The following is a 13,882-nucleotide window of genomic DNA, read 5'->3' as shown; positions in this document are numbered from 1 at the left end:
GCCTAGCGGACCAGGTCGGAGGGGTCGGTATTGGCTCCGCACAGGATGACGCACACCCGCTCGCCCGGCTCGGGTCGATAGGCCGCCCCCGACCCGGTGTCGAGCAGGGCCGCCAGCGCGGTGGCCGCACCGTATTCGACCGCGATCCGATGCTCGTCCCAGAGCTGCCTGCGGGCAGCGCGGATCAGGTCGTCACCGACGAGCACCGAGCGCACACTCTCGTGCTGTGCGGCGGCCAGCGCCATCGCCGAGACATGCGGCGCGCCGAGGGAATCGGCCGCGATCGAGTCGACCGTGACGTCCACGGGCCTGCCCGCCTCGAGCGCCGCGTTCAGCGACCGGCAGTTCGCGGGCTCGACCGCCACCGTGCGAATTCCCGCGTGCTGCGCCGCGATCGCCGTTCCGGTGAACAGGCCGCCACCGCCGACCGCGACCAGCACGGTGTCGAGATCGGGCACCCGCGCGTGGATCTCGCGCATCAGCGTGCCGGCGCCCGCGGCGATCAGCGGATGGTCGAAGGCGTGCGAGGAGAGCGCGCCGCTGGTGGCGGCGAACTCCTGGCATGCCGCCAGCGCCTGCTTGTACTCCGGACCGATCAGTCGCACCTCGGCGCCGTAGTCACGCAATCGACGGATCTTCACCGGGGGCGCGGTGTCGGGCAGGAATACCGTCGCGGGCACCCCGGCCTCGCGCGCGGCCCACGCGCACGCCAGCCCCGCATTGCCGCCTGAGGCGATCGTCACACCGGCCTCGGGCAGCGTCCCCGCCGCGGCGTGCGCACGCACGAAATTCTGCGCGCCGCGCGCCTTGAACGAGCCCGTGAACTGCAGGAACTCCAGCGCGAACCACAGCGGATCGGTGCCGGGAGCGGCCGGTGCGACGCTGACCGGGCGGACCAGTCCGTCGATCCGCGCGGCGGCCGCTTCGATGTCGTCATAGGTCGGTGTCACCACTCGACTATGCCACCGCGATGGGCCCGCGGACCGCCCTTCGGATCGGCCGCTGACCGGGCGAATTGTTACGGCGGGTTTACGCTGCCCCGAGCCTGGGTACATAACGGATCGGTAACGAGCTCGAAGACGGGATGTCGTGTCGGTCTGGGGACGCGAACTCCCCAGGTGATCCGGCGCACGTCCCGGCGTGTCAGCAAAGGATGTGCACATGAGCGAGCGCAACGAGCGGCGAAACAACACAGCCGCCTCGGCGGTCATGCCTGAAGCCGGCCACAGCGAGGTGCGGGCATGAGCGCGAACTTGATGATCGTGGACGACGACGTCCAGATGCGCGGTGATCTACGCCGTGCGATGGAAGACGAAGGCTATGCCGTCGCCGAGGCGGGCGTCCCCGAGGACGCCCTGGATCGGCTGCGGATCGACGGCCCGCCCGATCTGATGATCGTGGACCTGATGCGAGGCGAGACCGACGGCTTCGACTGCATCAGGGAGATCCGCCGCGATCACGACGTGCCGATCATCGTGATCAGCACCAGGTACGACACCCACGATGTCGTCGCGGCCCTGGAAGCGGGCGCCGACGACTTCGTCAGCAAGCCGTTCGAGATCAAGGAGATCACCGCACGGATGCGCGCGTTGCGCCGTCGTGCCCGGATCACCGCCGATCGCGACACCACTCCGGAAGCGGTGCTCGACGCGCATCCGGACGCGCCACTGATCTTGGCCGCCGACGCGGGCGCTGTGCGCCGCGGCGCCGAGGAGATCCACCTCACAGTCACCGAATTCCGGTTGCTGTGCGAACTCGCCGAAACCCCCGGCCGCGTGCTCAGTCGCGCCGTGCTGCTCGAAAGGGTATGGGACCAGGGCTTTTTCGGTGACGAGCGGATCGTCGACGTCCACGTGCGCAGGCTGCGCACCAAGATCGAACGCGACCCGTCCGACCCGCGCATCGTCGTCACCGTGCGTGGACTCGGTTATCGGCTCGATCTGCAATCGCAGTAAAAGACTCGTCATACAACTGCAAAGAGCTCGACACAAAGACCGCAAAGTCTGTTCGACACTGTGGATGTATGCCTTCGTCCACCATGTCCAGCGAATCCGCTACCGCCCCTGCGGTTCTCGGTGCGGAACCGACACTGCGACCCCCACGACTGGGTGATGGAGCCCAGCTGTGGCGGATCGCCCGCGACTCGCAGGTGCTCGACGTCAACTCCAGTTACGCCTACCTCCTGTGGTGTCGCGATTTCGCCGCGACGTCGATCGTCGCCGAATGCGACGGTCGCGCCGTGGGATTCGTCATCGGCTACGTTCGCCCGGAAGCGCCGGACACCGTGTTCGTCTGGCAGATCGCCGTCGACGCCGAGTTCCGCGGCCGTGGCCTGGCCGCCACGATCCTGCACGCGCTGCTGGATTCCGTGGCACCCGCGGGTATCACCACGCTGGAAACCACGATCTCACCCGGCAACACCGCCTCCCAGGCGCTGTTCGCCGCGGTGGCCCGAGAGCGCGGTGCGGGTTTGCGCACCGTCTCTTTGTTCGAAACGCACGATTTCCCCGATTCACACGAGGCCGAGCAGCTGTATGTCATCGCACCCGCTCAGCGCCAGGAGGAACGACGATGATCACGACCACCGACACCAGCATTTTCGAGGCGATGGAATCGAATGTGCGGGGATACTGCCGTGACTGGCCCGCCGTCTTCGCCACCGCCGAGGGCGCTTGGCTGCGCGACGAGGAGGGTCGCGAATACCTCGACTTCTTCGCCGGCGCGGGCGCGCTGAACTACGGCCACAACAACCCGGTGCTCAAGCGGGCGCTGCTGGACTATGTGGCGAGCAACGGCATCACCCACGGCCTCGACATGTCGACCGTCGCCAAACGTGAACTGCTGGAGACCATTCGCGACACGCTGCTGTCGCCGCGTGGCCTCGACTACAAGGTGCAGTTCCCCGGCCCCACCGGCGCCAACGCCGTCGAGGCCGCGCTCAAGCTGGCCCGCAAGGTCACCGGCCGCAAGACGGTGCTCAGCTTCACCAACGCCTTCCACGGCATGACCCTGGGCGCGCTGTCGGTCACCGGCAACGCCGCCAAGCGGGCGGGTGCGGGTGTGCCGCTCGAGCACGCCACCCCGATGCCCTACGACGGCTACTTCGACAACACCATCGAGGACTTCGGCTGGATGCAGCGCGTCCTCGACGACAGCTCCTCCGGCTTCGACCGGCCCGCCGCGGTGATCGTGGAAACCGTGCAGGGTGAGGGCGGCGTCAACCTGGCCCGTGCGGAATGGCTGCGTCACCTGGCCGGACTGTGCGCCTCGCGCGACATCCTGCTCATCGTCGACGACGTGCAGATGGGCTGCGGCCGCACCGGCCCGTTCTTCTCCTTCGAGATCGCCGGCATCACCCCGGACATCGTCACCCTGTCCAAGTCGATCGGCGGCTACGGCCTGCCGATGGCGCTGGTGCTGCTCAAGCCCGAGCACGACCAGTGGGCGCCGGGTGAGCACAACGGCACCTTCCGCGGCAACAACCCCGCCTTCGTGACCGCGACGGCCGCCCTGCGCGAGTACTGGTCCGACGACCGCCTCGCCCAGCACACCGCCGCCAACGGCGAATACATCGGCAGGAAGCTGTCCGCGGTCGCCGACCGCTACGAGGGCGTGAGCACCCGCGGCCGCGGCATGGTGCACGGCATCGTCTTCGACGACCCGTCGCAGGCGGGCAAGGTGTGCCGCACCGCGTTCGAGCAGGGCCTGCTGGTGGAGACCTCGGGCTCGATGGACGAGGTGGTGAAGCTGTTGCCGCCGTTGACACTCGGCAGCGACGAGCTCGACCGCGGCCTGTCCGTGCTGTCGGCCTCGATCGACGCCGTCTGTGGAGGTGCCGCATGATCGTGCGCACCACCGCCGAGATCACCGGCACCGACCGTGACGTGGCGGGCCCCGGCTGGCGCAGCAAGCGCATCGTCCTCGCGGGCGACCGGGTCGGGTTCTCCTTCCACGAGACCACGATCGAGGCCGGGACCGTCCACGAGTTCCACTACCAGAACCATGTCGAAGCGGTCTGGCTGATCGAGGGCGAGGGCAGTCTGCTCGATCTCGACAACCAGACCGTCCACCAGCTCGGCCCCGGCTCGATGTACCTGCTCGACGGCCACGAACGTCATCAGGTGAACGCGCGCACCCGGTTGCGGATGCTGTGTGTGTTCAATCCGCCGGTCACCGGCCGCGAAATACACGATGAGAACGGGGTGTATCCGCTCGTCGTCGAGGAGGAGGCAGCAAGTGTCTGATCGGTCCGACCGCTACCCGACCCGGCTGACCGAGCCCGCACCGCATCTCGAGCGCACCGACCCCACCGTGTGGGGCCGGATCACCTCGCCCGAGCTGACCGGGTTCGACGCCAACGGCTACGCGATGATCCCCGACCTGCTCAGCCCCGAAGAGGTGGCGGCGTTCGGTGCGGAGATCGGTCATCTCGCCGCCGATCCCGTGCTCTACGGCGACGAGCGGGTCGTGGTGGAACCGGTTGCCGGGCAGGTGCGTTCGGTGTTCCAGGTGCACAAGCTCAGCAAGCCGATCGCGGAGCTGCTGACCGAATCGCGGATCGTCGGCCTCGCCGAGCAGATCCTCGGTTCGGCGGTGTACCTGCACCAGAGCCGGGTGAACTACATGCCCGGCTTCGGCGGGAGCGGATTCGCCTGGCACTCGGATTTCGAGACCTGGCACGCCGAGGACGGGATGCCCGCGCCGCGGGCGGTGAGTCTGTCGATCGCGCTGACCGACAACTTCCCGTTCAACGGCAGTCTCATGCTGATGCCCGGCTCGCACCGTACCTTCGTGCCGTGCCTGGGTGAGACCCCCGATGGTCACTATCGGGAGTCGTTGCGGGAGCAGCGGTTCGGGGTGCCGACGAACGACGACATCACCTTCCTCGCCGCCCGCTTCGGCATCACCCAGTTCACCGGGCGAGCCGGTTCGGCGCTGCTGTTCGATTCGAATCTGATGCACGGTTCGTCGAACAACATCACGCCGTTCCCGCGGTCGAACATCTTCCTGGTGTTCAACAGCGTCGAGAACGCGCTGGACGAGCCGTACGCGGCGCCCCGGCGCAGGCCGGCGCACATCGCGGCCCGCGAGGTCACCCCGGTGCGTAGGGTACCGGAAGCGGTCGCGGCGCTGGCCGATCAGGCGCGCTAGCGCAGCTGAGGCAGTTCGGTCAGGGAGGCCGCGGCCCGCGGATCATCGTGGGCCGCGGCCTTCCACCAGCGTTCTGCCCCTTCGCGGTCGCCCGCACGCAACAACAACACACCCAGCTCATAGGCGGCGGCACTGTGCCCCGCCTCGGCGGCCTGCGTCAACAGCGCACGCGCCGAATCATGCTCGCCACGTTCGTTCATAGCCGTCCCGAGGTCATAGAGCGCCCGCCCGATACCCTGCCCGGTGCTCGCGGCTTGCGGTGCGCGCTGGGCCGGGGGAGCTGTGATCGGAGACGATTCCGGTTCGGCCGGGGCAATGACAGGGGCCGGGGGGCCGAATGACGCCACGGCCTGCACCGGCGAAGCAGAGGTCACCGCGTCTGCCGCGGGAGGATCCGTCGGCGTAGCGATCGGGTCCGGGGGAGCGAGCCGTTGGCCGGTCGGAGTCGGGGAGCTCGGTTGCGTCGCGGACGGCGCGCCGGGAAACGACGGCATGCCCGTCGACGCTGGGGGATTCGATGAGGTCGCGACTGAAGTCGGTGGATTCGGTGGCGGCTCTGCCGACGCACGGCTTTCGAGCGGGGCTGCGCTCGGCGCCCGGGGTGGCATGACAGCGGGTGGCCGGATACTGAGCGGCATCGTCTCCAGCGCCGACGGCATCGAATCCGCTGCGTTCCCGGAATCCACTCCGGGAACAGTGCTCAGTTCGACGACGAGCTCGTTGAAATCCGGCGTCCCTGGCCCGGTGCTGCACCACAGTGTCGACGCACCTTCGGGCAGCAGATCCACCACGATCCCGTAATTGCCGGTCCAGGACTGCTGCGTCCCCGATCCGGCCACCCAGACCGGCGTGAGCGTGAACAGCGCGTCGGGCGCGTCCGCGGTCACCGAGATGTCGACGCCTTCGGCGAGCGCGTCGGACCAGATGTCGACGCCTGCCAGTGATTTCCCGTTCAGGGTCACATGCCCGTCCTGCACGGTGAGCCCGAGCCCGAGACCGGACACATCGGCGGGCGGCATCACCGACACCGCGCGCAGCCGCACCGCGGTGGTGCCCGCGGGCAGCGCCTCTGTATACATCGGATAGACCGCGGCGCCACACCATTCGATCGGATCCGCGCCGGTATAGCGCTGATCGAGCGGGATATGGTCGCCAGGATGTCGCGCGCCGGGATCATTCATCGGTGCAGCCCACCCTTTCCGCGATTCGACCCCCATGCGGCGTCTGGCGCTGGCCGCGGTTGCGCGCTACACCGTACTCGCGTCTACGCGATACCGCGACTGTTTCGACGCAACGCCCCGGCGAACCCGGCGACCAGGTCCCGAACAATGGATCCGGGTGGTCGGCAAGAGGATTCGCCGGGGCGCCGGCTCAGACGGCGACCGATTCCCCGATCTCCTCCTCGACCGCGGCCGGCGCGACCGGCGTCGGCGCATAGCGGGCCTCGTACCGCCCCGCGACCCCGACCAGCACCACACCGACGGCCAGCCAGGCAAACAGACCGAGCAGTCGCATCCCGAAACCGGCAGCGGAGTCGAAGTACAGCAGGCTGCGCAGTCCCTCGACGAAGTCGGCGCCGTTCCAGAACGAGTGCAGCGCGCCGAAGAACCCGTTCTGCAACTGCGGCCCGTAGACACCGCCCGAGGTGGTGAAGTTCAGCATCACGAACAGCGTGATGAGCGCGAGCGTGGTCCAGCGCTTCAGGAAGGTGTGCAACCCGATGCCGATCAGGATGATGCCCGCGCTGTAGAGCCAGGCGATACCGAACCCGGCGGCGTAGCCGTGGTCGATCACGCCGAACACCGGTCCGGCGACGAGGATGCCGATGAGGCTCACCACCAGCGCGGTGACCACCCCGACCGCCGCGCGCACCCGCATCCGCAAGGTCGCGCCCGCGGCGCCGATCACCGCGACACTGCCGTAGGCGCCGACACTCAACGCGACCAACAGGAAGAACAGCCCCTGCCCGGTCGGATCGCCACCCGCCTTCGTGGTCACATCGGTGACGACCAGCGGCACGCCCTGATGATCGGACACCTGCCGGAAGACCACCTCGGCCGCCATCGCGCTGGTATCGGACCCCGCCGTGGCGACCAGCAGCTCGGGCCGCTGCGCGTCGGGCACGAATGCGGCGACCAGATCGCGGTTGTCCAGCGCGTCCATCGCCGCCTCGCGGGTGGGCACCGTGATGATGTCGACGCCGTCACCGGCCTTGTCCTTCATCGTCTGCGCCAGCACCATCGCCTCCGGGGAGTCACCGACGACGGCCAGCTCGAGATGGTTCGGCGTCGGCTGGTGGAACGCGCCGAGATACGCGAAGGCCATCCCGAGGCACATCAGCAACGGAGTCAGCAGATGCCCGGCGACGTGCCGGAGCTGGAGGCGAGTCATCGAGGAGAATCTCCAAACAGTTGGTAAATGCAACTATAATTGTTGTAGCATACAACTATGAATGCGCGACACACAAGAGCCGCCGCCGTCGACGCCATCCAGCGGGAGCTCACCGCCTTCGCCCGGCGCGCCCGCGGCCGCGCCGCCGAACTGCACCCCGAGCTGAGCCTGGTCGCCTACAGCATCCTCGACCTGGTCCTCGAGCGAGGCGGATGCCAGGCCACCGACCTGGCCGAACAGTTCCTGCTCGACAAATCGACGGTCAGCAGGCAGGTCGGCGCCCTGGAGAAGCTCGGCTACCTCGAACGCGAGGTCGATCCCGGCAACCGGCGCAACCACATCCTGCACGCCACCGCGGCGGGCCGAGTGGTCGCCAAGGAGGCCGAGCGCCGCCGCCGGGAGGCCTTCACCGCCCGATTCGCCGACTGGACCGACGCCGATGTCGAGGCGATGGCGTCCTATCTCATTCGCTACAACCGCGGCGACTGACCGGCATCCCGCAGACCCCACGGTCGGCCCCGGCAACCCCGCGACCACGCACGATCGGGCATCCGGCTGGCTATTGCGCACGTCACCGCCGCGATCGGGCGATGACGCGGTATAGCACGTGAGTCGGTATAGTCGCCGCGGATGAGTAGTGACGCCACCCACCCTGTGCAGCAGCATTCCCCACGCCCGATCAATCGAGCATGGTGGCTGGTGCCGGTGTTGCTCACCGTTGTATCGATCGCGTGCGTACGCATCCCGCTCTGGCCGTTCGAGCAGTATTCCGATGGTTTCATCGACCTGCAGGTGTATCGCCTCGGCATCGAGGCCATGCGCGACGGCGCAGACATGTACGGCCAGCTGCCCAAGACCTCCGTCGGGATCGGCCTGCCCTTCATCTATCCGCCGTTCGCCGCGATCGCGCTCGCGCCGTTCGCGCTGCTGTCCTGGGGTGCGGCCAAGATCCTCTATGTCGCGGCGTCGATCGCCGCGCTCGGCTGGACGCTGTTCCTCGTCGCCCGGCGCTACCACCGCGACAACCGTCAGGCCGCGCTGCTGGTGACCGCGTGCGCGCTGCCCGCGGCGTTGCTGCTGGAACCGGTGCGATCGACCATCGACTTCGGCCAGGTCAACCTGCTGCTGATGGTGCTCGTCGCCACCGACTGCCTGCTCCTCAAGACCCGCTACCCGCGCGGCATGCTCATCGGCCTCGCTGCCGCGATCAAGCTGACCCCCGCCGCGTTCGTCCTGTTCTTCCTGGTCCGCAAGGACTACAAGGCCGCCGCCACCGCCGCCGCCACCGGCGCGATCGCCACGATCGCCTCGTTCGCGCTGCTCCCCGGCGAGTCCACCCGCTACTGGTTCGGCGGCCTCGGCAACGTCTCCGGCCTGAGCGGCTCGGCCTTCCATACCAACCAGTCCATCCAGGCCGTCCTGGCCCGCCTGCACATCACCGGACTCCCGTTCGACGCCCTCTGGCTCGTCTTCGGCGCCCTCCTGCTGGCCCTCGTCGTCGCCGCCATGCGCAAGGCCGCCGACGCCCCCGCGATCGCCCTGGCCCTCAACGCGGTCTTCACCCTCCTGCTCTCGCCCATCTCGTGGTCCCACCACTGGGTCTGGATCGCCCCCGCCCTCCTGGCCATCGTCTGCCACGCCCGCACCCTCCCCGCGAGCAGCGCCCGCGGCTGGTACGCCACGGCAGTCGCCGTCGCCGCCGTCTTCGTCATGGCCCCCCACAGCTTCCTCCCCGACGGCGAACACCGAGAGACCTCCTGGGCCTGGTGGCAACACCTCGTCGGTGACACCTACGTCTGGCTCGCCGTAGTCTTGGTCGCCCTCTTCCTACTCACCGGCCGTCGGCCTGCGCCGAGCACGGCGGCGGAGCCCGCCAAGGTCGAGGAGCCCGCCCGCGCTGCGTAGCGGGGGAGGGCCGTATATCGCGGTGTAGGCAGGGGCGGCACGTCCGCCTCGGGCGCAACCGAGCAGCTCCGCCCCCCGTGCAGCTCTGTGCGCGGTACCGCCGCAACTCACTGCTGTCCGCAGCGCGGCGCGAACACCATGGCACCGGCAAACTGCCGCGCTGCAGGAGCAGCCTTGTGGGACAACCGAGTCCGCCGACCCGGCATGCGCGACCAAGATCACATTCAGCATCACCCGCTCTCACAACCCCTCGCCAGGCTCCTCGGGTCGGAGATGACCCACCGAACAGTCCGAGAGAGACCCTCCGTGGGACATGCCCACCGCATCGAACCATCACGATGTCCACAACAAAACAGCAGGTCACCTAGGCGATTTGGTTTCCGTCACCGCGTCGGATAATCTTTTGGCACACCAGCAAGTCCGGGTGGCGGAATGGCAGACGCGCTAGCTTGAGGTGCTAGTGCCCGTATTAGGGCGTGGGGGTTCAAGTCCCCCTCCGGACACCAGCGCTATCCCCAACAGGGGATGTCGTAATGATCATTCGATGCTCCAAGTGCGCGTAACGCACTTGGAGCTCGATTGCGTTGTAGAGCTCCTTCTTGTTCTCAGGAGCGCCCCCAGCCAGGATCAAGCGGATATCGCCGTGCGATTCGATGAGCTTGCGGAGCTCGGTCTCGCTGAACAGCTCCTGCGTGGGCAGGTTGTTCAGTTCGACCTGCGCGGAGGCCTTGTCGGCTTGGGCGGCGTTCATCGCATCGACAATCATCTGCGCGTCGACGCCCGCCTCGATCGCGGCGAGGTGGCGTTCGATCCGCGTCGATGCGAGCTCGATACGACGGCGAAGCGAAGCCCGGCGTGTATCACTGTCGATGTCGTCTTGTTCCGCGAGGAGTACAGCGATCGTGCGGTCGAGGTGCTCGGGGTGAAACAGCGTGGACAGCCACTCGTCGACAGGTTCGATGATGTCGGCTTCGCGCAGGTTCACCGTCGGAGGGTGGATTTCCCGGACGGAACTACCGGGCGGGAGGGTGCGTGCCCGGCACCGGTAGTAGACCGCTTTCCGCAGCATCTCGCCCTGCATCTTGCGATTGCAGATCTCGCAGTAGACCCGACCTCGGAACAAGTAGGTGTTGCCGGAGTTGATAGGTCTGGTGCGTTCGAGGCGGCTGCGGGCACGGTTACCGGCCCCCGCGCGCTTCTTGCGTTCGAGAGTGGCCTGGGTGAAGGTTTCGACGGAGACGATCGCTGCGTGCGCGGGCCTGCGGGAGCGGACGATGCGTTGCGCGGGTGAGCGTTTGAACTTGACGATGTTGCCGGCGGCGACATCGTCAGGGTCGAGCAGCAATTCGGTCTTGGTCCAGCGTCCGAAGACGGCGTAACCGGTGTAGCGGGGATTCTGCAGAATCGCCCCCACTGTCGTGGCCTGCCAGCCGTCACCGGAACGATGCCGGTTCTGCTCGGGACGGTGTGCGGATGGGCACGGGATGTTCTCGCGGTTGAGTTCGGTCGCGATGGCTCTGTCGCTTCGGCCCTCGAGGTAGAGGCGGAAGATCCGTTGCACGACAGGCGCCGTAGCGGCATCGAGGGACAGGATGCGGAGTTTGAGGTTGTCGGCGGCCCTGTTCGGGTTGGGGTGTGGCGGTCCGTCGACGACGAGGTAGCCGTAGGGTGCTCGCCCGCCCTGGTGGCGTCCCTCGTTGAGGACCTGGGCGTTCATACTCGCCCGGGTGCGCTGCTGAACATGCTGGCGTTCGGACTCACTGAGCCCGCCGAGCATGTTCATCATCATCGTGTGGGTGACATTGTCGGGGTCGTAACGGCCGCCGAGTTCGGGCACCCAGATCGACACCCCGTAGGCGTGGATGCGGGGTGCGACGAGGCTGAACTGGTTACCGAACCAGCAGCGAGTACCTTCACCGACCACGATGCCGGCCCAGCCGCGTCCAGGGTCACGAAGATCGTCGAGGAGTTTAGCGGCTTCGGTGCGCCGATGCCATGGCACCGAGCGTGATTGTCCGATGTCGAAGTAGCTCTTCACGATTCGTCCGCTGACGAACTTCTCGGCGTTGCCGAGCTGCCACTGGCAGGAGGTTTCGGGGTCCTGGTTGTCCTCGGTGCTGCAGCGCCCGTAGAAGGCCAGTTCTTGTTCGCCGACGGGGTCGAGGTCGGTGGTTTCCAGGCCGTACAGGTCGTCTAGGACGGCCCATTCGTTGACCTGCTCGGTCATCAGAGCTCCTTGTCGTGAGGGTCTTTCGATATGGGACCGCGTCTGGCTTGGCGCAGCAGGCGCACAAGGGCACGGACCGCTGGCCGGGTGAGTGGGGGCGGTTCGCTGGGGCACGCCGTCTCGACCTGGCGCCGGTCATGCTCCGCCGGCACTCCCGCGTCGCGCTCACGCGACATCACGCCATGCCGTGGTCGCGGCAGTCTTCATGTCTTGTTTGCGGCTGCTGGCTCTGGTCGGGGTGTTCGGCGCCGGTGCAGGTGTAGGCGCTGCTACACGACCGAATCCTGCCGTGGGGGTCTGGGACCGGCGAAAAAGCCGCAGGGAGTTCGAGCCGGGGGAGGCAGAGAATCGGGAAGAGTCCATGGGGTACCTCTGTGATGGGTCCCGATCAATGGCTCTTCCGCTACCGAGTATAGGCGTGCATGATCTTCTGGCTGGTCACGAAGTGATGTCAGGCTCGGTCTGAGCGGCAAGAATCCTATTGCCGCGCAGGCGAACATACACAACCGGCCTAGGATCTCGGTCCGCAATAGTCACACCGTCAGACTCGTGCGGGGTTCCGGCAATCATGGCGCCCCCCGCTCACGACGACGCCTGAACTGGACAACGACGATCTAGACAAGTCTCGGAACAGCTATGTTGGGCCGACGGGTTAGAACCTGCAACCACCTGGCGCCGGTTCCAGTTCCTCGGAAGCTACTTAGCCGTTCCCAATAATGCTGGTAGTCAACATATTTCATGTATGCATCGCGCTGGCCTGTTCTCATTCCCGTCGATTCCGGTCAAAAGTGTGTGTTTGTTGTGTGTCGGTTTCAGGTGCGTATCCGGTGGCGGTGTGGGCTGGTCTCGTTCGGAGCGGAGCAGGAAGGAACAGAGATAGCCTGAAGGCACAGTGATCGAAGGGCCTGGGGGAGAGGGCACCCCGGCCGTCGTCGACTCGCTCTGCAGGACAACGATGAAGGAGACACCGCCCTGTGCGAACAACTCAAATCGTCGTGTTCGCCGTCGCCGCGGCTGTCCTGGCCGTGGTTGGTGCGCAGGTGGGCTACTGGGTCATCTGGGCCGCGATCGTCGTACTCGCGACTGTCTTGTGGATCGTGAGGCGCTGATGGCAGCGGTCTACCTGAGCCGCACCCAGGTCGCCGAGCGGATCGCCTTCGCTTCAAGGACTCTCAGCCTCTGCGCGGCCGACTACCCGATGACGAAAGCCCGAACTCGTTGTGAGCAAAGGATATTCGGCGCTCTGGCTGTCGGGCGAGGCGGGTCAGGGTGGTGGATCGGCAGACTGAACGCACCCGACGGGGGCGTCGGCCGGTGGCCTGACCAGCGATCAGTATTCCGTACCGGTCGCCAGGGCTGGAGTTCATTTGGCCAGCCGTCGGCTAGCGAGCGGAGCGGATCCTTTGCGGGCAGGTCGTTGTGGCCGCCGTACTCGCGACACCTTCGTCGCTCAACAAGACCTGCGGGCCGCTTCGGATTCGCGCCGATGAGGATGATCGGGCGATCGATATCCGGGTCCTGCGGCAGGTTTACAACGCTGCCTTCGTGACCGGGTCAGGTGATGGTTCGCGTTCACCGTCCTGGTCCCAGTCGCGGCAGTACGGGCACCACGGACGCAGCTTGTGATGTAACCAGACTGAGTACATAAAGGTCGCCCAGAGTGCGTCGACCGGCAGCGACACCACTCGCGGCAGACCGACGACGTGGACGAGGTACACCGGCACGCTGAGTATCAGCAATGCCACCACCATACGAGGGGTGGTGGTCACGGCATGTCGCATCCACAGCAGCCACTGTCGTCGATCGGCGCGTTGACCGGCGTCGGCGGGTACCTCGCGCATGCACTGCACGCACAGGCGCCGGAAGTCGTTGTGCATCAGCCCGATGAACAGCACGAGGTTGCCGAGCAGGATTGTGAGCTCGATGAGGGTGCCTGTGTAGCCGAAGTAGGTGGCTATGCGTGCCGCCGCGATTGCTGCGAGTCCGTACAGAATCAGGTGGGCGATGGTGTTGAGGAGGCGGCTGAATCGGGACTCGTCGTTGTTGAAGGCGTTGTTGATGATCGCCACGTCAGCTGCGTCCTTCGTGTGTGTGGCCGGTGGTGGCGCTGTCAGACTGGGCCGGAGTACCGGCTGGGTGTGGGTGATCGTAGAACGACGTACCGACGCATTTCTGTCGTCTCTGACCACGCTGATCGAAGGGGTGCCG

The 13,882-nt window shown here is 66.9% G+C and carries 13 protein-coding genes and 1 tRNA gene; 9 read left to right on the top strand and 5 right to left on the bottom strand.

Going from position 1 to position 13,882, the window contains the following annotated elements:
- Positions 1-2: 2 nt before the first annotated feature.
- Positions 3-950, bottom strand: coding sequence for a threonine/serine dehydratase (locus tag IEY60_RS00655; protein WP_229739456.1), 948 nt, complete (start codon positions 948-950; stop codon positions 3-5).
- 291 nt (positions 951-1,241) lie between these two features.
- Between IEY60_RS00655 and IEY60_RS00650 the strand changes: the two genes are divergently transcribed.
- From IEY60_RS00650 to thpD, 5 genes are all read left to right on the top strand, one after another.
- Positions 1,242-1,955, top strand: coding sequence for a response regulator transcription factor (locus IEY60_RS00650; RefSeq protein ID WP_189022655.1), 714 nt, complete (start codon positions 1,242-1,244; stop codon positions 1,953-1,955).
- Positions 1,956-2,023: 68 nt separating this feature from the next.
- Positions 2,024-2,575 carry a diaminobutyrate acetyltransferase gene (gene ectA, locus IEY60_RS00645; RefSeq protein WP_373291655.1) on the top strand — a complete coding sequence of 184 codons (552 nt, stop codon included), beginning with the start codon at positions 2,024-2,026 and terminating at the stop codon, positions 2,573-2,575.
- A complete protein-coding gene (gene ectB, locus IEY60_RS00640; protein ID WP_189024726.1) occupies positions 2,575-3,843 on the top strand; it encodes a diaminobutyrate--2-oxoglutarate transaminase in 1,269 nt (422 codons plus the stop codon). The genes ectA and ectB overlap by 1 nt, the downstream gene beginning before the upstream one ends.
- Entirely contained in the window at positions 3,840-4,244 is a 405-nt protein-coding gene (locus IEY60_RS00635; protein ID WP_189022653.1) for an ectoine synthase, read from the top strand. The genes ectB and IEY60_RS00635 overlap by 4 nt, the downstream gene beginning before the upstream one ends.
- Positions 4,237-5,151: an ectoine hydroxylase gene (thpD, locus tag IEY60_RS00630; RefSeq protein ID WP_229739455.1), complete on the top strand. Its 915-nt coding sequence runs from the start codon at positions 4,237-4,239 to the stop codon at positions 5,149-5,151. Before IEY60_RS00635 ends, thpD begins: the two co-directional genes overlap by 8 nt.
- Here the strand turns inward: thpD and IEY60_RS00625 are convergent.
- Together IEY60_RS00625 and IEY60_RS00620 are read right to left on the bottom strand one after the other, a co-directional pair.
- A complete protein-coding gene (locus IEY60_RS00625) occupies positions 5,148-6,332 on the bottom strand; it encodes a tetratricopeptide repeat protein (protein ID WP_189022648.1) in 1,185 nt (394 codons plus the stop codon). The two genes, thpD and IEY60_RS00625, sit on opposite strands and share 4 nt — an antisense overlap.
- Before the next feature lie 190 nt (positions 6,333-6,522).
- Positions 6,523-7,542, bottom strand: a complete 1,020-nt coding sequence (locus tag IEY60_RS00620) for a hypothetical protein (protein WP_189022646.1) — start codon at positions 7,540-7,542, stop codon at positions 6,523-6,525.
- Between the two features lie 57 nt (positions 7,543-7,599).
- Between IEY60_RS00620 and IEY60_RS00615 the strand changes: the two genes are divergently transcribed.
- From IEY60_RS00615 to IEY60_RS00605, 3 genes are all read left to right on the top strand, one after another.
- Entirely contained in the window at positions 7,600-8,031 is a 432-nt protein-coding gene (locus tag IEY60_RS00615; protein WP_189022644.1) for a MarR family winged helix-turn-helix transcriptional regulator, read from the top strand.
- A 141-nt stretch (positions 8,032-8,172) separates the two neighbouring features.
- Positions 8,173-9,447, top strand: coding sequence for a glycosyltransferase 87 family protein (locus tag IEY60_RS00610; RefSeq protein WP_229739454.1), 1,275 nt, complete (start codon positions 8,173-8,175; stop codon positions 9,445-9,447).
- Positions 9,448-9,865: 418 nt separating this feature from the next.
- A tRNA-Leu gene (locus tag IEY60_RS00605) sits at positions 9,866-9,953 on the top strand.
- Here IEY60_RS00605 and IEY60_RS00600 read toward each other — a convergent pair.
- Positions 9,932-11,674, bottom strand: coding sequence for a recombinase family protein (locus IEY60_RS00600; protein WP_189022642.1), 1,743 nt, complete (start codon positions 11,672-11,674; stop codon positions 9,932-9,934). The genes IEY60_RS00605 and IEY60_RS00600 overlap by 22 nt on opposite strands.
- Before the next feature lie 974 nt (positions 11,675-12,648).
- Between IEY60_RS00600 and IEY60_RS36160 the strand changes: the two genes are divergently transcribed.
- Positions 12,649-12,783, top strand: a complete 135-nt coding sequence (locus IEY60_RS36160) for a hypothetical protein (RefSeq protein ID WP_268241447.1) — start codon at positions 12,649-12,651, stop codon at positions 12,781-12,783.
- A gap of 420 nt (positions 12,784-13,203) precedes the next feature.
- Here the strand turns inward: IEY60_RS36160 and IEY60_RS00595 are convergent, their stop codons facing one another.
- Positions 13,204-13,743: a hypothetical protein gene (locus IEY60_RS00595; protein ID WP_189022640.1), complete on the bottom strand. Its 540-nt coding sequence runs from the start codon at positions 13,741-13,743 to the stop codon at positions 13,204-13,206.
- Positions 13,744-13,882: the final 139 nt, after the last annotated feature.

Origin of the sequence: Nocardia rhizosphaerihabitans, assembly GCF_014646295.1 — a bacterium.
Lineage (GTDB): Bacteria > Actinomycetota > Actinomycetes > Mycobacteriales > Mycobacteriaceae > Nocardia > Nocardia rhizosphaerihabitans.
Note: the sequence above shows the minus strand (reverse complement) of the source record. Positions and strands in the feature narration are given on the sequence as shown.

Excerpts from the sequence above, each read along its gene's own strand:
- IEY60_RS00650 (WP_189022655.1), top strand. The coding sequence starts at position 1,242 with ATGAGCGCGAACTTGATGATCGTGGACGACGACGTCCAGATGCGCGGT.
- ectA (WP_373291655.1), top strand. The coding sequence starts at position 2,024 with ATGCCTTCGTCCACCATGTCCAGCGAATCCGCTACCGCCCCTGCGGTT.
- IEY60_RS00635 (WP_189022653.1), top strand. The coding sequence starts at position 3,840 with ATGATCGTGCGCACCACCGCCGAGATCACCGGCACCGACCGTGACGTG.
- IEY60_RS00625 (WP_189022648.1), bottom strand. The coding sequence starts at position 6,332 with ATGAATGATCCCGGCGCGCGACATCCTGGCGACCATATCCCGCTCGAT.
- IEY60_RS00620 (WP_189022646.1), bottom strand. The coding sequence starts at position 7,542 with ATGACTCGCCTCCAGCTCCGGCACGTCGCCGGGCATCTGCTGACTCCG.
- IEY60_RS00615 (WP_189022644.1), top strand. The coding sequence starts at position 7,600 with ATGAATGCGCGACACACAAGAGCCGCCGCCGTCGACGCCATCCAGCGG.
- IEY60_RS00610 (WP_229739454.1), top strand. The coding sequence starts at position 8,173 with ATGAGTAGTGACGCCACCCACCCTGTGCAGCAGCATTCCCCACGCCCG.
- IEY60_RS00600 (WP_189022642.1), bottom strand. The coding sequence starts at position 11,674 with ATGACCGAGCAGGTCAACGAATGGGCCGTCCTAGACGACCTGTACGGC.